This is a genomic window from Lysinibacillus sp. FJAT-14745, assembly GCF_001275675.1.
Taxonomy (GTDB): Bacteria; Bacillota; Bacilli; order Bacillales_A; family Planococcaceae; genus Lysinibacillus.
The window spans coordinates 153,973-178,471 of record NZ_LITM01000002.1; the positions used below are offsets into that span (position 1 = coordinate 153,973).

General features: G+C 34.1%; 30 protein-coding genes. 9 read left to right on the plus strand and 21 right to left on the minus strand.

The genetic code is table 11. From position 1 onward, the window contains the following. Window positions 1–149 precede the first annotated feature (149 nt). Complete coding sequence (locus AMS59_RS02200; RefSeq protein WP_053482131.1) at window positions 150–761, minus strand: undecaprenyl-diphosphatase; 612 nt, start codon at window positions 759–761, stop codon at window positions 150–152. Between the two features lie 546 nt (window positions 762–1,307). On the opposite strand from AMS59_RS02200, the gene AMS59_RS02205 reads away from it, so the two are divergent. After that, a complete protein-coding gene (locus AMS59_RS02205; protein ID WP_053482132.1) occupies window positions 1,308–1,706 on the plus strand; it encodes a hypothetical protein in 399 nt (132 codons plus the stop codon). Between the two features lie 109 nt (window positions 1,707–1,815). Here AMS59_RS02205 and AMS59_RS02210 read toward each other — a convergent pair whose 3' ends face one another. Then, window positions 1,816–2,592, minus strand: coding sequence for a class I SAM-dependent methyltransferase (locus AMS59_RS02210; protein WP_053482133.1), 777 nt, complete (start codon window positions 2,590–2,592; stop codon window positions 1,816–1,818). Between the two features lie 201 nt (window positions 2,593–2,793). Continuing rightward, complete coding sequence (locus AMS59_RS02215) at window positions 2,794–3,423, minus strand: TetR/AcrR family transcriptional regulator (protein WP_053482134.1); 630 nt, start codon at window positions 3,421–3,423, stop codon at window positions 2,794–2,796. Between the two features lie 154 nt (window positions 3,424–3,577). Between AMS59_RS02215 and AMS59_RS02220 the strand changes: the two genes are divergently transcribed. From AMS59_RS02220 to AMS59_RS02225, 3 genes are all read left to right on the plus strand, one after another. Continuing rightward, window positions 3,578–4,522 (plus strand): YhgE/Pip domain-containing protein, encoded by a 945-nt coding sequence (locus tag AMS59_RS02220; RefSeq protein ID WP_053482135.1) that lies wholly within the window; start codon window positions 3,578–3,580, stop codon window positions 4,520–4,522. Window positions 4,523–4,558: 36 nt separating this feature from the next. Next, complete coding sequence (locus AMS59_RS24745; RefSeq protein ID WP_156304532.1) at window positions 4,559–4,741, plus strand: hypothetical protein; 183 nt, start codon at window positions 4,559–4,561, stop codon at window positions 4,739–4,741. A gap of 808 nt (window positions 4,742–5,549) precedes the next feature. After that, entirely contained in the window at window positions 5,550–5,918 is a 369-nt protein-coding gene (locus AMS59_RS02225; RefSeq protein WP_053482136.1) for a hypothetical protein, read from the plus strand. A gap of 107 nt (window positions 5,919–6,025) precedes the next feature. Here the strand turns inward: AMS59_RS02225 and AMS59_RS02230 are convergent, their stop codons facing one another. The 6 genes from AMS59_RS02230 to AMS59_RS02255 all read right to left on the minus strand — a co-directional run bounded on the left by AMS59_RS02230 (window position 6,026) and on the right by AMS59_RS02255 (window position 9,088). Beyond that, window positions 6,026–6,241 (minus strand): hypothetical protein, encoded by a 216-nt coding sequence (locus tag AMS59_RS02230; RefSeq protein ID WP_053482137.1) that lies wholly within the window; start codon window positions 6,239–6,241, stop codon window positions 6,026–6,028. A gap of 15 nt (window positions 6,242–6,256) precedes the next feature. Beyond that, complete coding sequence (locus AMS59_RS02235; protein WP_053482138.1) at window positions 6,257–6,460, minus strand: helix-turn-helix transcriptional regulator; 204 nt, start codon at window positions 6,458–6,460, stop codon at window positions 6,257–6,259. An 18-nt stretch (window positions 6,461–6,478) separates the two neighbouring features. After that, complete coding sequence (locus tag AMS59_RS02240; RefSeq protein WP_053482139.1) at window positions 6,479–6,865, minus strand: hypothetical protein; 387 nt, start codon at window positions 6,863–6,865, stop codon at window positions 6,479–6,481. Window positions 6,866–7,201: 336 nt separating this feature from the next. Further along, window positions 7,202–7,411, minus strand: coding sequence for a hypothetical protein (locus AMS59_RS02245; protein ID WP_053482140.1), 210 nt, complete (start codon window positions 7,409–7,411; stop codon window positions 7,202–7,204). Window positions 7,412–7,605: 194 nt separating this feature from the next. Then, entirely contained in the window at window positions 7,606–8,133 is a 528-nt protein-coding gene (locus AMS59_RS02250) for a GNAT family N-acetyltransferase (RefSeq protein ID WP_053482141.1), read from the minus strand. Window positions 8,134–8,224: 91 nt separating this feature from the next. Next, window positions 8,225–9,088 (minus strand): GNAT family N-acetyltransferase, encoded by an 864-nt coding sequence (locus AMS59_RS02255; RefSeq protein ID WP_053482142.1) that lies wholly within the window; start codon window positions 9,086–9,088, stop codon window positions 8,225–8,227. A 461-nt stretch (window positions 9,089–9,549) separates the two neighbouring features. On the opposite strand from AMS59_RS02255, the gene AMS59_RS02260 reads away from it, so the two are divergent. Then, a complete protein-coding gene (locus tag AMS59_RS02260; protein ID WP_053482143.1) occupies window positions 9,550–10,722 on the plus strand; it encodes a multidrug effflux MFS transporter in 1,173 nt (390 codons plus the stop codon). A 79-nt stretch (window positions 10,723–10,801) separates the two neighbouring features. On the opposite strand, the gene AMS59_RS02265 is transcribed toward AMS59_RS02260, so the two are convergent. The 4 genes from AMS59_RS02265 to AMS59_RS02280 form a co-directional block, all read right to left on the minus strand. Further along, complete coding sequence (locus tag AMS59_RS02265) at window positions 10,802–11,308, minus strand: hypothetical protein (RefSeq protein WP_053482144.1); 507 nt, start codon at window positions 11,306–11,308, stop codon at window positions 10,802–10,804. A 270-nt stretch (window positions 11,309–11,578) separates the two neighbouring features. Beyond that, window positions 11,579–12,097, minus strand: a complete 519-nt coding sequence (locus AMS59_RS02270) for a hypothetical protein (RefSeq protein ID WP_053482145.1) — start codon at window positions 12,095–12,097, stop codon at window positions 11,579–11,581. 895 nt (window positions 12,098–12,992) lie between these two features. Next, window positions 12,993–13,436, minus strand: a complete 444-nt coding sequence (locus AMS59_RS02275; RefSeq protein WP_082337354.1) for an N-acetyltransferase — start codon at window positions 13,434–13,436, stop codon at window positions 12,993–12,995. Window positions 13,437–13,461: 25 nt separating this feature from the next. Further along, window positions 13,462–13,779, minus strand: coding sequence for a MazG nucleotide pyrophosphohydrolase domain-containing protein (locus AMS59_RS02280; protein WP_053482762.1), 318 nt, complete (start codon window positions 13,777–13,779; stop codon window positions 13,462–13,464). A 141-nt stretch (window positions 13,780–13,920) separates the two neighbouring features. Between AMS59_RS02280 and AMS59_RS02285 the strand changes: the two genes are divergently transcribed. Beyond that, entirely contained in the window at window positions 13,921–14,496 is a 576-nt protein-coding gene (locus AMS59_RS02285; RefSeq protein WP_053482146.1) for a TIGR00730 family Rossman fold protein, read from the plus strand. Between the two features lie 498 nt (window positions 14,497–14,994). Here the strand turns inward: AMS59_RS02285 and AMS59_RS02290 are convergent, their stop codons facing one another. From AMS59_RS02290 to AMS59_RS02300, 3 genes are all read right to left on the minus strand, one after another. After that, window positions 14,995–15,651 carry a DUF4085 family protein gene (locus AMS59_RS02290; protein ID WP_053482147.1) on the minus strand — a complete coding sequence of 219 codons (657 nt, stop codon included), beginning with the start codon at window positions 15,649–15,651 and terminating at the stop codon, window positions 14,995–14,997. 193 nt (window positions 15,652–15,844) lie between these two features. Then, window positions 15,845–16,510: an HAD family hydrolase gene (locus tag AMS59_RS02295; RefSeq protein ID WP_053482148.1), complete on the minus strand. Its 666-nt coding sequence runs from the start codon at window positions 16,508–16,510 to the stop codon at window positions 15,845–15,847. A 16-nt stretch (window positions 16,511–16,526) separates the two neighbouring features. Then, on the minus strand, window positions 16,527–16,715 hold the full coding sequence (locus AMS59_RS02300) for a transmembrane Fragile-X-F protein (protein ID WP_053482149.1): 189 nt from the start codon (window positions 16,713–16,715) through the stop codon (window positions 16,527–16,529). 214 nt (window positions 16,716–16,929) lie between these two features. Here AMS59_RS02300 and AMS59_RS02305 point away from each other — a divergent pair, with 214 nt between their 5' ends. Next, window positions 16,930–18,084 carry a hypothetical protein gene (locus tag AMS59_RS02305; RefSeq protein WP_053482150.1) on the plus strand — a complete coding sequence of 385 codons (1,155 nt, stop codon included), beginning with the start codon at window positions 16,930–16,932 and terminating at the stop codon, window positions 18,082–18,084. A gap of 721 nt (window positions 18,085–18,805) precedes the next feature. Beyond that, window positions 18,806–19,951 (plus strand): hypothetical protein, encoded by a 1,146-nt coding sequence (locus AMS59_RS02310; protein WP_053482151.1) that lies wholly within the window; start codon window positions 18,806–18,808, stop codon window positions 19,949–19,951. 73 nt (window positions 19,952–20,024) lie between these two features. Here AMS59_RS02310 and AMS59_RS02315 read toward each other — a convergent pair whose 3' ends face one another. Continuing rightward, window positions 20,025–20,468 (minus strand): hypothetical protein, encoded by a 444-nt coding sequence (locus AMS59_RS02315; protein WP_053482152.1) that lies wholly within the window; start codon window positions 20,466–20,468, stop codon window positions 20,025–20,027. Window positions 20,469–20,627: 159 nt separating this feature from the next. Between AMS59_RS02315 and AMS59_RS02320 the strand changes: the two genes are divergently transcribed. Further along, window positions 20,628–20,873 (plus strand): YkuS family protein, encoded by a 246-nt coding sequence (locus AMS59_RS02320; RefSeq protein ID WP_053482153.1) that lies wholly within the window; start codon window positions 20,628–20,630, stop codon window positions 20,871–20,873. 292 nt (window positions 20,874–21,165) lie between these two features. Here AMS59_RS02320 and AMS59_RS02325 read toward each other — a convergent pair whose 3' ends face one another. From AMS59_RS02325 to AMS59_RS02345, 4 genes are all read right to left on the minus strand, one after another. Further along, window positions 21,166–21,465, minus strand: a complete 300-nt coding sequence (locus AMS59_RS02325; protein WP_053482154.1) for a YfzA family protein — start codon at window positions 21,463–21,465, stop codon at window positions 21,166–21,168. Between the two features lie 617 nt (window positions 21,466–22,082). Then, the gene (locus AMS59_RS02330; RefSeq protein ID WP_053482155.1) at window positions 22,083–22,310 is read right to left on the minus strand and encodes a hypothetical protein; all 228 of its coding nucleotides are present in this window, start codon (window positions 22,308–22,310) and stop codon (window positions 22,083–22,085) included. Between the two features lie 796 nt (window positions 22,311–23,106). Further along, window positions 23,107–23,651, minus strand: a 545-nt coding sequence (locus tag AMS59_RS02335) for a hypothetical protein (protein ID WP_234007658.1), incomplete at its 5' end; no start/stop codon positions are given. A gap of 303 nt (window positions 23,652–23,954) precedes the next feature. Then, a partial coding sequence (locus tag AMS59_RS02345; protein ID WP_234007659.1) for a hypothetical protein occupies window positions 23,955–24,499 on the minus strand: 545 nt, incomplete at its 5' end.

The following is a 24,499-nucleotide window of genomic DNA, read 5'->3' on the forward strand; positions in this document are numbered from 1 at the left end:
GAAGAGTCGCACTTAAAGTAACGGGGCATAAGTAAAGAAGAAATATTTAATTATAAAATCAATTTTAGTTATTCCATTAGGGCGCTATTTCATAATAAAGAGTAAACAAAATAAAGAGCCGCATGTAAAATGCGACTCATCTTAGTTTTTTATTTTCCCTGACTTAGATTTTCATGGCCGAATTTCGCTAAAAAAGGGATATGTTTCGTTAGTTTGTTATAAATAGTGAATAGGACTTGTACGACCGGATCCAATTTCTTGGAGAACTTAATAATGACAAAGCTTACCCCTAATGACAGAAGGGCTCCGCCAATTATGTCCGCTGGATAATGAACGCCGACGAAGATTCGTGAAATCCCTACTAGGATGGCCCATACTAATACAGGATACTTCCACGAATCTTTTCGTAAAAGCAATGTACATGCTACAGAGAATACTAATACGGCATGATCACTTACAAACGAAGAGTCATTAGCATGCGGTACTAACTGATGAACATTATACGTTATGAATGGTCGTGGATGATTGTAGACAAAGTGGATGAGTGCGTTTAGACCCAATCCAAGTAAACATGTAAAGACAATGTATATTGCAGTATATTGTTTTTCTGCCCTTTTTTCCTTGTTTGCAGTAAACCATAAAAATAACATAAATACGATTACGACATAAGGAACGCTATCAGTGATGAAAATCATCGCTTTATCAAGAAAAGGATAGCGACCAGCTATATCATTAATCCAGTGAAAAATTTCATAATTCATTTCGTGAATCTCCTTGATTGTAATTTTGATTTCTCTGTAAAAAAGTAAAGTGCCTCCAATTCATTTATCAATTATGCCTCGACATAATTGCGTCCGGAATCGGCTTTGTGCTTAGGCCTGCGTGAGGGCCAACACGATGTTGGTCACTCAGGCGTTTTCACAGGATGTGAAGGTTTTAGCCTGAGTTCCTCTCTTTCAGCGGATGTATGGACACCCGTTGAAAGAAGTTAAAAATGTAGCAAGTAATGTCCTCTATTAAAAAGTAGGTAAACGTGAGCTTAGTGTTATAGTAGTCCAAAAGTAAAGACTTAATTCAAATAATTCCAGTTTAATTACCTGCTTACTTTCATAAATGACGTCATTATAAGCCTCATAGTTTCTTTTATTTACAAAATTCATCAACAAACTTCACACGAGCTGAGGAAATCCAATCTCTCCCTAAAACATTTTCTATAAGATTAAATCATAAACTAGAAAATATTATTGTAAGCTAGCAAAAATCAGTATAAAGATGATAAAATGTTTTTATAAAGGGGGGCTTCAAATATGGGGAAATTAAGCAAAAGGAACATACTGTGGATCGTGCCAATCGGGATTTTAGGGGTGTTCTGGTATTTTTACGGTCCACAAAAGGACATTACAGATAATGAATATATTACATATGTTAAAAACTATTCATTCGAAAATAGTAATAAAACTTTAGAATCCAGCTTTGCCAACGCCTGTGAAAATCCATATTGGGTGTATTTTGAAACCCAAAAAGGACAGGACGTTGTAGAATTTAAAGGAGACTGCCCTGTCAATAATAAAACCGCAAAAGTGAATGTTCAATTTTTAGTTGATCGTGATAGGACAAATGTGAGAAACGGTGCGATGCTTGTCGATAATAAAATGCAGGAGGAAGCAGATCGAGACAAATACCTTCTTGCTTTAGTAGGCGAATAAATAGAAAAAAGCTCTCGTTTGAAAAAGAACGAGAGCTAGACTTTAATGAATCAACGGATAGAAACGCCGAACTTATGGATAGCTCCTCTCTACATTTCATAAAGAATTATCATTTCACAGCTTTCCAAATAGTCCATCTGTCCTTTTCAACTATAGAGCCCTCAGTTGAAATCGACTTGTCAATATAATTCACTAATTCATTTAATTCTTCATCGTCTAACTCGTGCAAAATACTTCTACCTGTTCTTTCCCGTAAATCTTTTAACAATTGCTCTTTCTGTTCATACACACTTCTTGTTTCCCATAGCTTTACTTCTTTAATCTCGCTAAATCCGATTCCCTTTAGTATCTCAAACACTAACTCACTACTATGTCTGCGTTTAATTTCTTGTTCCTTTAATTTTGGAAAACGCTCAAAGAAATAGCCTCTAATATGGTAGTCATCACCTTTTAATAAACAATCTTCAGGTGTACGGTCTTGGATAATGTAAACCCCTTTATCCTCCAAAATTCTATATGCCTCTTGAAAACAAGCCTTTAAGTCCTGGATATGATGAATTAAAGCTCGTTCCAGTACTAACTGGAAGCTGTCATTGTCTAAGCCTGTAGCCAATGCATTTCCTTGCTTGAAAGTAATATTATGATAGTCTTTACAATTTTCTTTTGCCCCAACGAGCATAGCTTGTGAAAAATCCACACCTATTACAGAAGCTACGCCCATATCTGCTAATGCTTTTGAGTAAATTCCTCCGCCACAGCCAATATCTGCAGCCTTCGAAGTATTCTTGATAGGGACAAGTTCTTTCATTGCTTCCATCCACGAGTGGTCAGCCTGTCGAGTTGTATAAGTAGTTTGATTGTCCTTATTGTGAAAATCAATGCCCATCTTCATCACTCTCTTTTCTGTTTTTTATACCAATCTTTATGGAGATTCTCGTTAACATTATTTTACAACCATTCAATACATAAGTAAAATCAATGTTAATTATTAATTTCCATAAGTTTCTCTTATGCCAATTGGCAGTGATACTGAAAATAGCGTTGAGTTTTCAATGATTTAAATCTTAGCAAAATTCAAGGGACTTCTTTATCTCCCCAACTCACTTTCTTTTTCAATAATTGAACGCATTCCACTAGCTTCAAGAGTTCCTTTTAATATTGTTTCTATCAACATCGTAGCTACTTCCTCTGGTGATTGTTGTATATCGTGTTGTAGCCAGTACGTAATTACTCCCAAAATTGCATTTGAGTTATACGCTAATGTTAATTCAATTGGGAACTTCCATTTGCTTTTATCAGTAAGATTACCAAGATAAGCATTGAAATATCTCACAAAAAACTGTCTCATTTTTTCATAGTAAAATGGATCACCATTTGGACCTAATATTAATTTTAAGGAATCAGCTTCTTCATAAAACACATGTAAAATTTGGGTCATTACAGGCAATCGCTCTTGTTTAAACTGGTTGATATCTATAACTAAAATTGTAGTTTCATCTAAAATTGCGTTGAATTTTTCGAAAATTTCGTTTTCGTACTGTTCTAATAAATTGTATTTATCTACGTAATGTAGATAAAAAGTTCCGCGATTAATATTGGCACGCTCTGTAATATTTCGAACTGTGATAGCTTCAAAGTTCTTTTCAGAAAGTAAAGAGAAAAATGCTTGTTTAATTTCATTTTTCGTGCGAATAATTCGTCGATCCGTTTTTGTCACGGAATCATTCCTCCCTTTTAATGAACACATTTTTTTATATGTTTAGTATTGAACACTTTGGCTGCTTTTGATTATAGGAAGTGATTTTTTTAGAGTATATAATCAAACTAAGAAATAATCAACACGATGTACATTATCTGAAAGGAGAATACCTATGAAAGAAAATAAGTTTTTCGGTATAGCGTTTATTGCTGTACTCTTATTATCCTTCATTTTTGTAGCAACACAAATTCCTGGAGCCCATTCATCACCTAAAGATCTTCCAATCGGTCTTGTTCTTGAGGATGAGGGCAACATGGGGCAAACTTTTGTCGAGATGATTCAGAAAAATTCACAAGCAACAAAGGAATCACCCTTTAAATGGGTTGTATTAAAAAATGAACAAGAAATGCAAGAAAAATTAGCGAATCAAGAATTGTATGGTGCTATTTATATCCCTAAAGACTTTTCAGAAAAGTATGCTTCATTCCAAACACCAACACCTACATCTGCATTGCTAAAAATTTATATAAACCAAGGAAAAAATGCCAACGTTGCAAATATAGTTACACAGGCTTTATCTACAATGGTTGGAAAAATGAATGACAATGTTAGTGCCCAATTATTAGCGGTTACTGATAAAAATAATATTCCGTTAAATGCTAATCAAGCACGCACTTATTCAACGCCTATCCAAGGTGAAATAGTCAATGTGCATGAAACCGGTAAATTAAGCAATGCTCCACTTTCATTCTTTCAACCTATTTGGATTAGTAGTTTATTCAGTGCTATTCTTTTATGGTTTACTGGAAGAAATCGCAAGTTTAATTCTGTATTGGAGCAACTTAAATTCCGAGGATTCCAGGCTTTGATTGCCATAATCATTGGTTTATTTGGCGGTTATTTATTAACTTGGTACTCCACTTGGATGCTGGATTATAAGTTTGCAGATTTTAACCATGTTGCTCTATTTTTATCACTGACTTGCGCCACATTTATATTATTAATACTAGCTATCACTACATGGATTCAATTTGCGAGTTTACCAATTTTCGTTCTTTTAATGTTCTTTGGTTTACCGCTTCTACAAATCGCCCCAGAAATGTTGCCTAGTTTTTAGGCTGATTGGATCTATCCATGGTTACCGTTCCGCTTTATGTTTGAAGGATTAAAGGAGATTCTTTTCTTCAGTGGAGAACTTTGGAGCACTCCAGCAGTTACTTTATGCTGGATGGCTGTTGTAAGTATTTTAGTATTACTTCTATCTGTAGTAAAACGTAGTTCCTATAAAGAGGATAATTCAGCTGAAGATATGGAAGCTGATGGAGTAGAAGTTTAAGGTCTATCTTATTTCAGAAAGAAGAAGTTTAAGTACCCATTATACAAAAGGGTATACGTGTGCCACAAAAAATAATTATAGCTCTCGTTTGATAAAGTAAACGAGAGCTATTATTATCGAATCCACGTATAGAATGGCTGAGCTGACAGACAGAATCACTCAATCAATCATCGTCTAACTCGTGGAAAATATTCTCCTGTTCATTCCCGTAAATCTTTTAATAATTGTTCTTTCTGTTCATACATATCTTGGTTCCCATAGCTTTACTTCTTTAATCTCGCTAAATCCAATCTCCTTTAGTGTTTCATCCACTAATTCACTACTATGTCTGCGTTTAATTACTTGTTCCTTTACTTTTGGAAAATACTCAACCCTTTTATATTTCCCTTTTAGCTAATGTTTTAAATTTTCGTATACATAAAGCTGCAAAGATGTTTTCTTACAGTCTCAAAATGAAGAACCCTAGTGCTAACACCTCCTTCTAACATAAACAATCATTATTAAATTTGATTATTTACCGATATAATCCTATTTACAAAATAGTTACTTATGGTGTAAAATTACACTATAAGTGACCTGTGATCTTAAGGATGGTTATTTAATTAAGAACTTGTAATTGATTTCTATCTTTGATTGGACGAATGTAATACTAGCTCACGAAAGTAGGAATATCCAAAAGAACAAACATTAGGAGAAAAAATAGTTTGGTAATACGAACCATTATCGTTGGAAATAACGTTTAAGAGGACGAATTCATGAATCATTTTCACGAATTAACAAATAAATAAACAATTTAGGAGTAATTAAAATGGAGAATAACAAGAAAATCATTGTAATAAACAGCCTATTAGTAGGATCTATCTTTTTAAACCTTTTTATATTCACTTCACGAATGAGCTTTTTCCCTTGGTTTATTGAAGATGCAATAGGCTATTTAGGCGTATTCCTTACAGCACCAATGTTAATAGGTATTTATTTCATCCTAAGACATTATCATAAGCTACAATTAATCACAAATATCAATATGGTAATTCCATTATTTGTCGCAGTAACATCATTGATTATTGTATTTATGCCGACAATTGACCTTTTAAATATTGTAGCTCTTGTCATTAACGTAGCAATGGTATGTTTAACAGCAATTTTCCTATTCAATCAAAAAGAAAAGGCGCTTTAAACAAAATTTAGACCTTAATAAGCACAAAAAACAGGTACTCATTAATAAAATGAGTCCTGTTTTTTTGCTTACATGTAATAAATTGAACGGTTGGTAGTCTTTTTGGATTACCCGAGCACTAAAGCCGCAATGCCAATTATTATACAAACAATTCCACCTAAAAATTGACCGATTCCAGAAGCTTCCCCCATTAATAACAGATTAAAAATATTTTTGCTTTTTTGGCTCTTCCCAAAGAGACCATCATCTGTTTTCATTCGATAAATTCCCCAAGCAGTTAAAGCAATCCCAAAAATAATAAAAATACTTACTAAACCTAACATATTTAAATAATCTCCTTATTTGTCATTTTCATCAAAAATAAAAACTTCCTCAATCGTTTTATTAAAAATCGATGCAATTTTATAAGCAAGTAGTACAGAAGGATTATACTTCTGATTCTCAAGTGAAATAATCGTTCTCGACGATACACTTACTCGATCAGCCAATTCTTGTTGAGTTAAATTATGCTGTTTTCTTAAATCTCGTACTATATTTTCCATTTCCGTCCTCCTTTAAAATTAAAGGACTCGTTCATAGAAAAACTTAGTTACAGTATTTAAAATGAAAAGAGCGAGTATTAATAGTAAAAGAACCGCTTTTACAGATAATACAATAAAATTACTCAAAAACAGCAAAAGTATTATTAATGAACTTATACATTGCATAGTTATATTGGAAGCTTGTCCTTCAATAAGAGCATCTCTTTCATCATACTCTTTCGATAAATCATCCTCTTTTTCCGATTTTCTAAAATAGATTGTAATCGATACAATCAAAATAATAATACCAACAACGAAAAGATAGATTGCCGACATTTTTTCTGTTGGATTCATCAAAAGACTAATAACACCTAATATTATTGCAAGGAATGATGTTAATAATCTTTGAAATAACTTTCGTTTCAATACAATACTCCCCTCTTGAATATGAAGTTTACTTCATGTGAAGTTAACTTCATATTAACCTCTTCTTAAAATAAATTCAAGTTAAATATTTGCTAAATGATAAATATTTTATTAAAAACCCTAAAAAGATTACTAAATCGACAATGCATCGTGTTTAACAATAAACGTCAAAAGGAGAAAACAACGTTTAGTTTTCAACGTTTTTGAATATATATTAGAGCGCGTTCATAAACAAAAAAATACCAATCACTTCAAAAATCTTCTATCTTTGCGACTTGAAGCCCAACGAAAAAACTCATGCAATTATTTTTGCATGAGTTAATTTATTTAATCTTTTTAATCTACGGACTGGATAATATTTAGCTCAAGGATTCGAATTTCCTTGTTTAGCTTAGCGATTGCTGCTTCTATTTGTTCAAAGCGTTCTAAATGACTTTTACTGACATTGTGCGTGGGTAGCGTTTCTTTTAACGCTGCCTGCCCCGCATATAGAATTTCAAGTAAATCTAACTTTTCAAAATAAGTTGTGCTATATTGTATTCCCATTTCACAAAGCCCCTTACTGTTACTTTTTCACCACTAATAAAAATACTAGCCTTTACTAGCACTATAACCGAAAAAAGCAAGTGCAAAACCATATCTCAGTTACCATTTATTCACCAATAAAAGGTATGTAAAGATGCCGTAAATATATTTTCGTAGGTTAATAAAATTTATTCTAGAGAAAAAGCATTACTTATCTATTTTTTTAATATGGAATAGACAAATGTATCATGTGCCTGACCATTTTGATACATATAATCTCTAAGAATTCCTTCCTTTTGAAAGCCCACTTTGGTTAGTAGCTTATTCGAGGCATCATTTTCTAAAAATACAACAGCACCAATACGAGTCAGCCCCATATGCTCAAAGCCATACGACACAATTTCGGTAACCGCTTCTTGGGTATATCCTTTTCTCCAATAATCAGGATGAATTTCATAACCGATTTCTGCTCGTCTATGGATAGGCGACCAAGCGTGAAAACCAATTGTCCCGATTATACCCTTTATCCCCTTCCTTTCAATTCCCCATCTTATTCCTTTTTTCTCTGCAAAGCTCTTTGAAAATAATTCTACTAAATTTTCAGCTTGTTGTTTCTCTTTAAATGGCTCTTGTCCATAATAGCGAGTGACTTCTTCATTTGAAAAACAATTAAAAACACTTTCAGAATCGTCCAGTGTCAACTCTCTTAAAATAAGTCTTTCTGTCTCTAAATTAGGAAACATTGATTCTCCCCCTTTGATATCTTGTATTCTCCATATTTCCATTAAAATCCTTTAAAAACATAAAAAGTGTGCTCACTTTGTTCAAGCGATTTTATCCAAAAATTTGCGCTGCTATGGCAAATAACGTATTATTTCTTATCGGCATTTTCTTGGCATGAAGAATCATAACTGGAGGTCTATTTGCCTCTATAAAGCCACTTTGCTCTAACCATTGTATAAATTCAGTATGACCAGATGGTACATCAATTCTTACTTTCCCATTATGGTCTTTCGCTAAAACATTAATTATAAGTCTAGCAGTTTTAGAATCAGGTGCTATAATCGGACCTAATAGTAGATTGATTGGCCCTAAAATAGACAATCCAAAACCTATAATATTTGCATGACGATCTTTCACAACAATACAATGCTTAGATTGCTTTATCCTAGTCCGAAGAAAATTACTTCTTTTATCTCCAAAAGCAGCTGCATCTAGGCTGACAATTTTAGCAAAATCACTCTCAGTAAAATCTTCAATCGTATACTCATTAGAAGCTAAGTTATGGGCACCAACATAATTGTCAGTCAAATATTTATGTACATAATCTACTGTGGTAAAGCCCATTTTCTTATACAACGGTTCACCGTCTTTCGTTGCGACGAGCAGTATTGCTGTATGTTCTGAAACACTTTCAATACATTTTTGAGTAGCTAATTTCCCTAAACCGAGCCCTCTGTAATTTTCATGCACAATGACCATACCTATTGACGCTAAATTTGTATCATATGTAATTATGGCAGCACTTGAAACAATTTTTCCCTCAGCATTTTTGTGCCCAAATATTTTACCTGACATCATCACCGTTCTAATTTCGAACTCATCGTAATCCCACCCGACAGAGTTAGAAAGTGCAATTAATCCTGGAATATCATTTGCATCGAACAATACTAACTGTAATTGATTAAATGAAGTCATTCTTTCCCTCCTCATATAAGAACATTTGTTTTTATTTTATATGCATTCTCTATTGTCTACAAGTGGAATTTTTTAAAAATTTAGATTTATCATCATAAAGTGAGGTTGATTTCCGTTCCGACTGAGCGCTTTGTTGCTGACGCTGATCCCCAAGGAGTCGCTCAGTCTTCACTCCAATCAACTTTTACACATATCAACGGTTTTAAACACATAGCACTCAAACCTTATACCATAATCACCCACCTAAATTTCGATAAATGTTGAAATAATTTCTATTTAAGTCTATTAAAAATAGCAAATATCTTTATAATAGAAGCTAGACTATGCACTCCTACTTTAAGCATATTTAGGTGATTGAAAATGACATCTTATGAACGAATACTTATAATGGTCCCGCCGTTTCCCTAGCTACGTCTACTCTTTTCTAAAGAAGTAGATTTTGCTTGTAGGAGGGCAATAAGTTGAAAAAACATGTAGCACCATCTTTATTATTAATGATTGTTCTTGTAGCTTTTCCACAGATTAGCGAGACAATCTATACACCATCTCTACCTGATATTTCAGACGCATTCAATGCTTCCAATAGCTCTGTTCAGTTAACCTTAAGTATTTATTTTATAGGGTTTGCTATTGGTGTCTTTTGTTGGGGATGGATTTCTGATTTTATTGGACGAAGACCGGCCATGCTTGGTGGTTTAATTTTTTATGGTATTGGAAGTTTCATGTGTTTTTACGCAGAAACTATCACTTTTCTATTAGTTAGTAGATTTATACAAGCTTTTGGGGCAGCGACAGGCTCCATTATTACGCAAACCATTTTGCGAGAAAGCGTATCTGGCAGTAAAAGACATGCGATGTTTGCGCAAATTTCTGCAGTGATTGCGTTTACTCCTGCAGTAGGGCCACTGATTGGTGGCTGGGTCGATCAAGCACTTGGTTTTAGAGCTGTTTTCTTTGTGCTCGTTGCTATGAGTATTTTGTTGTTTATCTACGCTTATTTCAGACTTCCTGAAACAACAGATAAATCAGCGAGAAAAAGAATTGCTATTTTCCCAGTTGTAAAACGTATTATTTCATCACCAAGGGTTCTTGTATTTGGATTGCTGATTGGTGGGATAAATGGCGTGTTATTCAGTTATTATGCTGAAGCTCCCTTTATCTTTATTGACCATTTCAATTTATCACCAGGACTTTATGGTTTTCTTGGCATAATTGTGGCTCTTGCCTCTATTATTGGTGCCATGATTTCCAAAAAACTCGTCAACAAATATCAGCCAGAAAAAGTAATTCATCTCGGTTGTTTTGTGATGACTGTCGGTGCTTTATTTCTACTAATCGTTAGTACATTACCATTGCCGAATATCGTCTTACTTATAGGCATTTTAGTAACCATTTTTATTACGTTATTAGGATCAGGGATTGCTCTACCTAATTGCTTAAGTCTCGCGCTTGTTAACTTTCAGGACGTTATCGGGACAGCTGGCGCGATTTTCAGCTTAGGCTATTACTTACTCGTAAGCTTCATAACGTCAGGTATGAGTTTCCTCCACAATGGTTCATTGATCATTATGCCACTATATTTCTTCATCCTATCGATGATACTGTTCATATTCGGAAGAAAATTTATTGATTAAATTATTGTAGCGGGAATATCGAAATCAATAGTGCTTCCTTTACTGGCCACCCTATATATCTATTAGGGTGGCTTCTTATTTACTGAAAATAATAATTGACTACTTCTTCAGCCGAATGAAAAATGATATTGCTTTGCGTTTTGTAAATAAACTTAGGTGAAGTACAAGCTTTTTCGAGACTTTTTGCGTACTTTAATGTATCGGTCATTTGCTCGATAATCTCAGCGTAGCCATCGAGATTATTGGAGATTTTCGGCATCATTGTATCAGAAACGTCTAAAACAATGGCAACTTGATCCTCCGCAAAATTATTTAAATTTATGAAAAAGCACTCCTCCAAATCTTTCGAATGCTTGTCAACATTAATAACTGCCTCACTATATTTTGCGATGAGTCCAGTAGATGTCACTGTAATCGTAAAGCCTTGCTCGGTTAGTTTTTTATTAATGGCATCTAACAATTTATTGACTTCCGTATCCATTAAAGGCGTTACAGTTGTCTGTAATAATTGATCACAATTTTGATGAATGGTATCAATTTCTGTTTGCTTATCAACAAGTAATTTAAAATTTGATATCGAGTACACACTAATCTCCCCTTTATTATAAGTTTGACATTAGGGCGTTTTTTTAGTCATCTTTCAGCCATATATTTTTAGAACCATTATCCGAAAGTAGAGATTACGAATGCTCTTAAAGTCTTTAATAATGGCTATTTTCTCAAATAATTGCTTCTGGTTTGTTTATCTTATTCAAATAATGCTCCCCGTTAGCCATCCATGTAGCGCAAAAACCAGCACTACACCATAGAAATTGAAAGATGATTAAGTTCTTTCATGGGAGTTGAAAAACACTTCTCAATATTGAGACCTTTCATAAAAGGTAACAAATAAATCAAAGTTATGTTTAAATTCTTCGCATAGATTATGAAATTGAATTTTCAGTTCCCGTCTGGACAAGTAATTTTCATTTTTTAATTGAGTAATACTATCTTCTAATGATAATAGAGTTTCTATATTATTAACTAAATATCCTCTTTCTTCACTTGTATAATCCGCTTGAACAACAAGTTCTAGCAAAACCTCTCTAACTTGTTTTACATCTAGAAGCATCCTGTCTAATTTCATTACATCAAATGGGATAGAATCTTTACTAATTAACCAATCTTGTTCAAAAATAGGCAGGACATATTGTGTTCGATTTATCGTAAGATTTGGATATTTGTTATCTAAATCTGCCTTTAAATCTTTGTTATAAGATTCTTTAAACTCATTCAGGATTGCTTCATAGCTTTTACCGCCATATAAAACCTTACCTGGATGGTACTCATAACTTTTTTTAACACTGAAAGGGGAGTATGGATAAAACCAAGTCATTATAGCAATAAAACCAATAGTTAATACAACGAATCCTCCTAATACCCAACTGATTCTTTTACCTTTTATACTAATATAAACCCACTCCTATTTTCTATAATTTTCATGTTTCATTAGCTTATAACAAAACTTGCAATCTCTATGTATTCAAGAGGCTCTTTTTTACTTGACACCCCCATATTTTCCCTCAATTCCTATACACAATGAACAATAATAAATCCTTCTTTTATTAACCTGCACCATTAGTTGAATAATAACAATCTTTTCAAAAACAGCCTTAATAATTGAGAATGGCAAGCCTGAAGTAGTTGCAATAACTCGAAGAAAGTTATTGAATTGATTAGTTGTCCAGTTCATATTGGGGGTTCGTGGATACCAAGGATATAACAAAAGGGCGTCGCAAAGAGCTAATCAGAGAGCCTTTCTAAACTTCAAGCAATTATGCCTCTGCATAATTGCGTCTGTATTCGGCTTTGTGCTTAGGCCGGCAAATGTTTTTTGTGCGAAAGCGTAGCGGCAGCAACAGATGTTTTTTGCGCGAAAGCGTAGCGGCAGCAAAAGGTTTTCATCTGTGCGAAAGCAAAGCGACAGCAACAGCACCGATGCAGGTCAGTTAGCCGTTATCGCATGGATGCGATGGTTTTAGGCTAACATCCCCTAAGCACTCCTTTCCAATTCCGTGACATTCGCCGGAGGCTTTGGGCCAACGTGATGTTGGTCACTCAGTCGTTGCCACAGGACGTGGCGTTCTTAGAATGAGTTCCTCTATTTCAGCGGCTGTTTGGACACCCTCTGAAAAGTAGCTTAAATCCGGATTCTCTCACCGTCTATAGAGGAGGGAGACTTTTGTACCTGTCGCTGTGCTATCGGTACATAAAACATTTGCTGAAAGAAGTTAAACCAGGTTTTTTACCATTGTAAAATAGCTACTGCCAGGAGGATAATCTTTTATTTCACCTACAACCTGATAACCCCTCGCTTCATAAAACGTACGCGCTTGAAAGTCATATGTAGTTAATAATGCTTTGGTAGCACCCATTTGCTTGGCTGTTTCTTCAGCTTTCGACAGTAGCTGTCCCCCATTACCTTTACCACGGTATTCTTGACTAAACCAAAACTTATTGATTTCTACCCAACCCCAATATACCGCAGCAGTGATGCCGCCAATCCATTGCTGTTGATGATCCGTAACGATTAAATTTAACGGACGAACAGAACCCTTTTGTCTACTTTCTTTATGGTAGGGTGAATGTTCATCGTTGTACTCTCTAATCTTTGTATTTAAAAACGTAGTAAAATCATCGTGATTTTCTAATAAAATCTCAACTTGATAATCCATATGAATCCCCTTTCCATATGTATTTCTATGCTTTATAACGCTCCATCAGCTTTTCCTGATGAGCTGAAAAAATTTCTTCCAGTGAAATATCATATTTATTAGCGATAACAATAATATTCCCTAAAACGTCTCCAAGCTCCTCTACTAATTCTTGCTTATTTTCTTCATATGATTGAATCTTTTCATCTGGTCTATCTCTACCAATCTCTAACGCTCGTATAGCTCTCGCTACTTCCCCAGTTTCTTCAGCTAGGAAGCCTATGCGCGTAAAAATACTTAAATCAGACCAACCACGTGTATCATAGTAATCCTTCAACCATTTTTGAAATTCATTTAATTCCATTTCTATTTCCTCCATTTCTTTCCTCTCAAAATTAAATTATACTATAAAAGTGAAACGTGAATCAGTGGGGTTTTTTCATCCCCCTTACAGTTCACTGCCCGTTAATGCGGAAAGAAACTTATCAGATATGGAGGAACAATGATGGATAGTATTGCAGTATTTTGCGGATCGAGCATCGGTGCTTCTGAGGCATATAAAGAAGGAGCTATTCTTCTAGGAAAAGAATTAGCAAAACGTAATATTACCTTAATTTACGGTGGAGCGAGTGTAGGTGTAATGGGAACAGTTGCAGACACTGTACTTCGTGAAGGTGGCAAGGTCATTGGAGTTATTCCGACGTTGTTAGAGGAACGTGAAATTTCTCATAAGCATTTAACAGAGCTTATTGTCGTCAATTCTATGCATGAACGCAAAAGTAAAATGATGGAACTAGCTGACGGCTTTATCGCTTTACCTGGAGGACCTGGCACGTTAGAAGAATTTTTTGAAGTATTCACTTGGAATCAAATCGGCCTTCTTCAAAAGCCTTGTGGACTTTTAAATATCAATCATTATTACGATTTACTCATAGGGTTATTTGACCATATGCAAAACGAACAATTTTTACAAGCTCAATATCGAAATGCCCTACTTGTAGATGAAGACGTTGCGGGACTATTAGATAAATGTGCAGCCTATGTTCCACCTGCAGTTAAAACATATCAAGCTAATAAATGAATGCAGACTTCTTTAACCATGGACCTATAGGATATTGTACTGAAATTGTTAAAAATTCTTTACTATCTTACATACTTATAAAACAGCTGAAATATATGATTTCAGCTGTTTTTCATTTATCTATGAGATTTAAATAAAATATGACTTTTCTGCACAACGAGTGGTTGATTTCCGTTCCGACTGAGTGCTTTGTTGCTGACGCTTCGCTTTCGCACAGTTAAAACATTTGTTGCTGACGCTTCGCTTTCGCACAGTTAAAACATTTGTTGCTGACGCTTCGCTTTCGCACAGAAAACATCCGCTTGCGCTCCAGGGTCTCGGGCTAACAGGATGTTAGTCACGAAGGCGTTATCACAGGACGTGATGCTTTTAGCCTTCGTTCCTCTATATCGCTAATCCCCAAGGAGTCACTCAGTCCCCACTCCAATCAACCAATTCACATAACGTATTTCAATTTGTAACAGATGCTTCCGTTACTTATGTATATTACTTCACAGTCTATTTTTCTAGTGTCTCAATCTTTAACTCCCTAGCCTGTATCATTAATTCTGAAAGTGGACAGTCAAATAATACGTGTAATTCAAACCCTGTATCAGTTTTATAGATTTCATCATATAGCCACCAAGAACCTTCTAGTTGTTCTGGAATCAAACATTTCTCGACATCACTAAAAGTTAGTTTTACATTTGTGCCATACCAACCTACTCCTGTTCCAGCTATAATAAGCGTAAATGTAGATTCAGTTAATGAGAAAGATAATACTTCTCCATCGTGTAATGACTTTGTATGTATTTCAAGAACTTGAGATGGTAGCTTCTCTTTTATTTCCTCAAATTGTTCCATATACTTTTTACTTAAATCGTGACTACGACTTTGATAATTTTCATTCCACTCTTCAGCCATTTTTCGCAATTCTTTAGATGGATATTCAGTTTTTAGAGAGCCATCTAAAATATATGGATGAAATGACGCCGGAAGAAATGTTAATAAATCATCTTTTCGCCATTCCAACTCTGCTTGTAAAATTTCAATATAGCTTGTCCCATCTTCGTATTTCCAATTTAAACTTTCATCCCAATCTTCTTTAGAGTCAGGAAAAGTTAAAAAACCATAGACTTGCATTTCTCGATACCAATTTTGAGTGAAATATTTCAATTAAATATCCCCCGTTCGTTTAAGTACATTTCTTACTAATTTCTATCTTGATTTTTTGCTTCCACATGATTGATTTGAAAACATAGCAGCAGTAAAAGACATACACTCATTTTCCTCAATTATTTTTTAACCTCCTGATTTCATTTCCCTTTACTTTCTCCTAAATCAGAAGGTATATGAATTTAAGTTTTTTTCATGTCTTTTGCAAAACCTTTAAGATATTTTGAATTTCTATTAAATGATCAATGATGTAATCCGCTTCAACGCTTTGCCATGCATCATTTCGTTTCCAAATAGCCATCATTCCTACTTTTTTAGCAGCTTCCACATCATTAAAAAGATGATCCCCAACGTAAATACTTTCATTAGCTGACACTTTTAGCTTAGATAACGCCCGATCAAATATTTCTGCATCCGGCTTTTTAATGCCCTCCCATTCAGAGATAAGAATCACGTCAAAAACATCTTCAATACCTAACGCTCGTATATTATCTAATTGAAATTGCCCATAACCATTTGTGATCATACCAAGTTTTAAGCCTTGTTTCTTCAAATTGTGCAACATCCATTGCAAGTTTATAAATGGAACACAAGAATGCTTAAATTCCTGTAGATAATCCTCTAACATTGCTTTTGGAGATAACTCAATAGAAAATTCTTCGATTAATTGCTGATAGACTTTATCTTTCCATTCATAGCCATGATTATCTAGCTCAATAAAGCGTTTAACATAGTTTTCTTTTAAAATATGTGATAGATTTGGCTTTAATCGTTCGTATTGCTGTTCTACAAATGTACGAACAGAACTATTACGATCTAACAATGTTCCATCTAAATCAAAAATCACCGCTTGAATCATATCACTGCATCCCCCTCTACAACTCTTTACGTTTTTTCACTGTCACTACCGCTATCATCACCATTACTAACTTCATCACCAAAATTAATGCGTAAACGCTAAAGGATATGATGGCTGGCAAAAGCACTAACCACCAAGACCATGCGATGACATTCGTGAGCTTTAATACTATAAAGACAACTGTTAATACTTCAGCGATTCCCATATTCACACCACCAGATATCTGATTTTCGTCATTCCGAATTTAGTTTCTTGTCGTTAACTCTTCTGAAGTCTTTACCTAAATTTGCCCCTACAACTATTTAATCACTTTACATGAAATGTTTAAAACTTTTTTTAAAATGACGAACCTTTCCATTTGGTAATTCGTCTAAATATTGGAAACTTTGAGTTCCAGAGAAAAAAAGGGAGAAATGATCATGAAAAAACCGATTAAAAAAACTTGGATGATTGCATCAGCGCTAACAATAGGAATGGCTGTTCTGACACCACTTCAAGCAGGAGCTACTGCAGTAGAACCAGCAAATGGTGTTACTATTCAAATCGAACAACAAATTACAGGAGCGATTAAAGGAATCAATGATGACGGGATTTATCTAAAAGGTAGAGATGGTAAAAATTACCATATCAATTTCTTTAAATTTTCTGATGAACAAATAGCAAAAATGAACCTAGTAGAAGGACAGGAAATCACAGTTGAAGGCAGCGCAGTAGAGGATTATTCAGACTTCTATACATTCGAAGTTTATAAAAAAGAATTGCCTAAAGAGGTAACAAATGAAGATTTAACAAAATTAGAAAAAATGTTTAACGAAGCGAAGAAGCTGCAAAAAGAAGCTGCAAAAGCGGATGAAAATAAAGCGATTGAAGAGGCAGAAAAGAAATATGAAGAAATGCATAAAATTTATGTAGACATGGGTAAAATTATTAAGCCATATTATTTAGCTACTTGGCAACCTGAACCATTTGAAGAGTATATAGAAAATTTCGGCTTTAGTGAAAAAAATATAGTTTTAGAAGAAAATGATAAAAAACAGCTTAAAGATATTTATGAAGAATGGATAAAGCTTGAAAAAGATAGTCAAGAGGAAAAGGCAAACGAAAAAATGAATGAGTTTCACAAAATCCTTCAACCGTATTTTGATAAACTTTATCCAACTCCAACATTTGAAGCGTTTATCGAAAGATTTGAGTTAGATATCCCTGCTGAAGATTTTGCAAAACTAAAAAATGTTTATGATAATGCTCAAAAAGCAGAAAAAGATAAAAACGCTGATGAGTCTGTAAAATTGTGGGAAGAATTCTATTACATCATTGATCAATTCATAAAGCCTCAAACATTTGAAGAATACATGGCTGACTATGAATTCAAAGTTAGCGAAGCGGATAGTAAGCAATTAAAACAGCTTTATGAAGAAATCTTAAAGCTAGATATAAAAGAAGACAAAGCAAAAATTGAAGAGAAATGGGAAGCATTTCACAATATTTTAGAACCATATTTCAAAGCAAATAAAGATATTCTAATTTCACCTTCTAAACTAACAGTTAACGGTCAATACTATCTTCCACAATAAGTAAAAGAATCGAGGTGTCTCAACAATCATTTAAGATGATTGTTGGGATTCCTCTTTTTAATTCGACAATAATATTTAGGGATTTTTTCCAAAGTTCAAACCATAGTGCAATCAGTTTACTTCTATAGAAAAAATATAAGAAGATTTTCCTTTTACCCATCTTCCGATATAAGTCCCCTTCTCTTTTGAAACAGAGAAAACATTACCTTGTACTTTTACATCCCCTCAATAGGTTGTTTTTTTAATCTAATTTTCAGGTGTGTTGATTAACCATTTTTATACATCCAAAGAGGCTGATTTCCGCTACGGGCTACTCGCTTTCCTGCGGGCGAGCGTCGAGCCGCTTCCTCCGCTTCGCTCCGTGCAGGGTCTCGTCTGTCTCGCTTTCCCGCGGGAGTCGAGTAGCCCTACGCTACAATCAGTTAAAATGGAAATATATTGGCAAAGTGGTAACGAAAAAATCCTTTTATCGCTCAATAATAAACTTATTTTTTCCTAATCAACACGCCTGATTCTTTATAAGACTTTTCCAGCAATATGTACCTTGTACTGTTGATGCTTTATATAATCTGACTGCTCAAACTTTGGAGTTATATAACTATTTATGTACTTAACATGGAAATTTTTAAAATTTTTTTTAAAATAATGAACTTTTTCAACTGGAAATACGTCTATATATTGGAAACGTTAAGTTCCAGAGTAAATAAAAGGGGAAATGATCATGAAAAAACCGATTAAAAAAACTTGGATGATTGCTTCAGCACTAACAATAGGAATGGCTGTTCTGACGCCACTTCAAGCAGGTGCTACTTCAGTAGAACCAACAAATGGTGTTACTGTTCAAATCGAACAACAAATTACAGGAACGATTAAAGGCATCTACGGAGATGGGATTGATCTAAAAGGTAGAGACGGTAAAAACTACTATATCGGCTTCTATAAATTTTCTGATGAACAACTAGAAAAAATGAACTTAGTAGAAGGACAGGAAATCACAGTTGAAGGTAGCGTAGCAGAGGATTATTTAGACTTCTATACATTTGAAGCTTATAAAAAAGAATTGCCTAAAGAGGTAACGAAAGAAGAGCTAACAAAATTAGAAAAATTGTTTAATGAAAAGAAAAAGCTGCAAAAAGAATTGTCAAATGAAATGAAAGAAGAAGAAGTCGAAAAGAAATTTGAAGAAATCGATAAAATTTACAAAGAAATGGATAAAATTACAAAACCATATATATTAGCTAAGTGGCAACCTCAAACATTCGAAGAGTATATAGCAGATTTCGGATTTAGTGAAAAAAATATAGTTATTGAAGAAAATGATAATAAACAGCTTAAAGTTATTTATGAAGAATGGGTAAAACTTGAAAAAGATGGTCAAGAGGAAAAGGCTAACGAAAAAATGAATGAATTTTACAAAACCCTTCAACCATATTTAGATAAACTTTATCCAACTCCGACATTTGAAGAATACATGGAAAGATTTAAGTTAGATATCCCAGCTGAAACTTTAGCGAAACTAAAAAATATTTATGATAATGCTCAAAAAGCAGGAAAAGATGACAATGCTGATTTGTCTGAAAAACTATGGGAGGATTTCTATGACATCATTGATCCATTCATAAAGCCTCAAACATTTGAAGAATATATGGCTGACTATGAATTCAAAGTTAGCGAAGCGGATAGCAAGCAATTAAAACAGATTTATGAAGAAATCTTAAAGCTAGATAAAAAAGAAGACAAAGCAAAAATTGAAGAGAAATGGGAAGCATTTAATAATATTTTAGAACCATATTTCAAAGCAAATAAAGAAATTCTAATCACTGCTTCTAAAATAATAATTAACGGCCAAGAATATCTTCCTCAATAAGGAGAAGAATTGAAGTGTCCCACTAATCATTGGAAATGATTGGTGGGATTCCTCTTTTTTAGACTTAATTTAATCATTTTACTTCTATAGCAAAAATATAAGAAGAATTTCCTTTGTCCCATCTTCCTGAAATACTATATATATAAGTCCCCTTCTCTTTCGGTACAGAGAAAACATTATCATTTACCTTTACTAGCTCAATCTCATCGCTGCTATACCATTTGTCTACTTCTATCCCATCAATTGGTGGTTTCTTAAAACTAATTTTGATCTCACTTCGTGGTGGAACAGAAAACGGAACAATTTTTTTATTAGCAATAATTTCAGGTGGTGGAACTTTATCAACACATTCATTATTTATAATATTTTGCCAACAATACGTACCTTGTACAATTGGTACTTCTTTACCTTCCGACAATACAGTAGGCTTCGGTGGTCCAGCATTAAGTAGCATAATCATCCATACAAATACGATAATAAATATTATACTTATTATTTTTATCTTTAGATTTCCCATTTAAAATCCTCCTATTCAGCTTAACCAATATCACTTCGCTCTAATAGAAAATGAATTTCACTATTTTCCCGCCATTTAAATTATGTATAACAAAAAAATGAATTAAGTGAATAATTAGCAAGCCTATATGACACATTACATATAGGAGGTGGAAGAGTAATGTCTAAAATAATTGGTGTGGAACAAACATTAACAAACGTTGAAGACGCTTTAAAGGCAAAAGGTTATGAAGTTATTCAGCTTCGTACGGAAGAAGATGCAAAAAAATGTGATGCCTGTGTAATCACTGGGCAAGACAGAGATATTATGGGAATTAGCGATCCTATCATGGCAGGACCTATTATAGACGCTGATGGTCTTTCTGCTGACGAAGTACTTCAACGTGTCGACAAATATTTCCACTAATAAATGACTTGGTGCTGTCGCTGTAGTTTTTTGACTATGGAGCAGCACCTTTTAATATTATGGCGATCATAGAATGGTCAATTATATAAGTGACCCATTTTCACACGGAGTGATCATTTAGTTAAACTTTATTGGCAAACACCTAAAGGATTATCGTCTGGATCATAGGGAGGGGTAATGGGATACCCCAATCTTGAGAGCTGTTCAAAACAGAAATGGACTGCGAACGCTTAGTTACTCAGGAATCCCACTGACATTAGTCAGCTTGTCCCTTTAGGGGTGGGAATCTCAATTATGTAGACCTTGGTGAAAAAACGTTTTTTATCGCACCTATTATTCCAGGCACGAGAAATACGATGCCAAAAAAGATAGTAAGTAAATTGAAATGTTGTGTTTCATAAAAAGTAAACCACTCTCTGAAAATTGAAGCTTCAGTAATTCTGCCAAATAACGTTCCACTCAAATCTCGATAATTAGGTATCCACCCTGTTACTTCAAATGTAATAAAGATGATCTGTGACAATACGAATACCCCAATAGAAGATACCCAAGGTCTTTTCAAAAATGGAATATGATTTTGTTTTTTAGCCATGTAATCCCCCTTCCTCCTTTAAATACTATTTATAAATTAACGTTAAATCAAGGATTTAATTCCAAAATTAAACATAATCCTAAACCCACTTTGTGCTTGAATAATAACAGTTCTTTAAATATATCTAGTATTTCTCTGAAAACCCATCTTTAAGGATTTCCATTATCTCTTGACCAAAAAACGAAACTGTCAATAGAATTAATACAAGGAAAATAGCTAAACAACCGAAAATTAACGAGAACACTATCCCCATTTTTTTATCATTCAATAAAACCCCTCCTATTTCAGCTTTGTTCCTCGATAAAAAAGACATCTTTTATTTAATAATACCTCAAATCAGATGTATTTGGATAAATATTTCCATTTACTTTAAATTAGTTATCAAGGCTGGTTCATATCGAACTATTGCTTACAGAGTGGTCTTTTATGTTTTTTAACTTAAGCACTACGAGCTACTGTTAATCGTTGAATTTTTGTTCCATTTGATTAAACGTTCTTCATCCTTCCACAAATGTTAAAAGCATCCATCTTCAAAAAGACATAACATAGCTTTTTCATCCTTTCAAAGCAAAATAAAAAGCCACACCTTGTTAGAAGATGTGACTTCATATATTTGATTAATCAAATTCTAAAATATTTTTTTCTACTACTACTTGATAAACTTCTTTAGTACTAATTAAAATCGTTTTATAATGTTCTGTTTCAGTAAATGAATACCAAGACTTCTCATTGAAACCATTAGAAAGTTCTTCTGTAAATGTTTCTTGTTCAATATTATTCTTGATTTTATATTCTTCTTCACGGCCTTCGTCAAAGTAAAACTTTACTTTATATTCATACTCCATAAATCAACACCTCCCATCTACTTATATAATGGGTTGAAAATACAAAAAATATGAAACATAATAAAATGCCACACCTCGTTAGGTATGACATTCTATCTGCTTTATTTTCTGCTCAGCTCAAAGTCCACGGGTTCATTGGAGAAAATATCCGTTACATTGAACTTTCACTATGTTTCAAGTTAAATCAAAATCTTGATATACCTGTGTTTTTTTACCATTACATTATTCTCGCTGAATATACCATTTAGTTAATGATTGGTCATTTTTGAGTCACTGCCCCAGGTGTGTTGATTAACCATTACATCCAAAGAGGCTGATTTCCGCTACGGGCTACTCGCTTTCCTGCGGGCGAGCGTCGAGCCGCTTCCTCCGCTTCGCTCCGTGCAGGGTCTCGGGCCAACACGATGTTGGTCACGAAGGCGTTATCACAGGATGTGATGGTTTTAGCCTTCGTTCCTCTATCGCTTTCCCGCGGGAGTCGAGTAGCCCTACGCTACTATCAGTTAAAAGGAAATATATTAGCAAAGTGGTAACGAAAAAATCCTTTTATCGCTCAATAATAAACTTATTTTTTCCTAATCAACACNATATTAGCAAAGTGGTAACGAAAAAATCCTTTTATCGCTCAATAATAAACTTATTTTTTCCTAATCAACACGCCTGTCACTGCCCCTTTTTATAGTTTATACAGCTAAGCCCAAGACATCGATAAACATCCTGTCCGCAGATTAACTAACCATAAAAAACAGCCCTCTTAACAAATACTTTAAGAGAGCTTTATATAATTCCTAATCTATCACTTATCTCCAACTGGTTTTAATAAATTCACTGGAATCCAATGTGCGGACTCGTTGTTGTTATCTCTTTTCCAAGTTACATATAGATAACCATTAATTTCAAGACCTTCTGAAACTAAAATGCTTCCCTTTTTCAATGTACTTATAGTTGCAGATGCATTTATTGGATCGAGTTTAAAATCTGCATCTTTTGTTAGCTCAAAACGCACGCCTATATCGCTTCTTTTCGACTCAGCGATTTTAAGATCTGTACCAGGATACTGTATACACTCTTTAGAACTAACATCATTGGGACCGCAATAAGAAAGTATTTGTCCATTATTTGTAAAAGTAAAACCCGGGTTGGTACTTTCATTGAACCACATTCCGTAAGTTGCGGTATTACTATCTCGATTAATAAAGATATAAGTTGGATTGTTATAGAAAGATGAACGAATTTTTATTGGCACTTCTTTGAAAACTACCAAATCCGTTGCTTGTACGCGATATTGCCCCATCTGGTAAAATATTTTGCCATCATATTTCTCGATATCATACGTTTTAANNNNCTAAAGATTCAAACGTACCATTTGGATTTTTCTTGTACACCTTGATGTCTTTTTTAAAGGTCATTTTTCCCGTTTGCCCTTTTACAACTTCTGCTCCATCATACATCACTTTCGCTTCTGATTTTGTTGGATGTACTACTGCAAATGCAAAGCCTGCAAGTAACACAATAAATAATTTTTTCATTTTTCTCTCCCTACACAAATTAAGTTTAGAAAACAAAATTCCTTCGTATCACATGCTATATAAAAAGCCCCCTTAACAAATACTAATAAGAGGGCTTTATATAATTCCTAATCTATCACTTAACTGGCTTTAGTAAATCTACCGGAAGCCAAGTGTAACTTTTTGGGTCCGATTCACTTAATACTTCTAGATAACCATTAATTTCAGTACCATGCGATGAAAAAGTGTTTCCCTTTGCATACATTGTTTCAGTTTTAGCTCCGTTTAATGGCGTGCTTTTCCCACCTGCATCTTTTGTTAACTCATAACGTACATTGCTTTCTCTCGATATTGTCTCAGCGATCTTAAGATCTGTACCAAGATAATAAATACACGGATCGTAAGAACCATCACTATCGCCAGAGCAATAATTAAGTCTTTGTCCATTATTTGTATCCCAGAAAGAAATATACGAGTAGCCTCCTTGTTCTCTGAAGTAACTACCGTAATTATTAGTAATACCATCACGATTAATATAAATATAAGTTGGATTGTTATAAAAAGATGAACGGATTTCTATTGGTACTTCTTTGAAAACTACCATATCCGTTGCTTGTACGCGATATTGCCCCATCTGGTAAAATATTTTGCCATCATATTTCTCGATATCATACGTTTTAA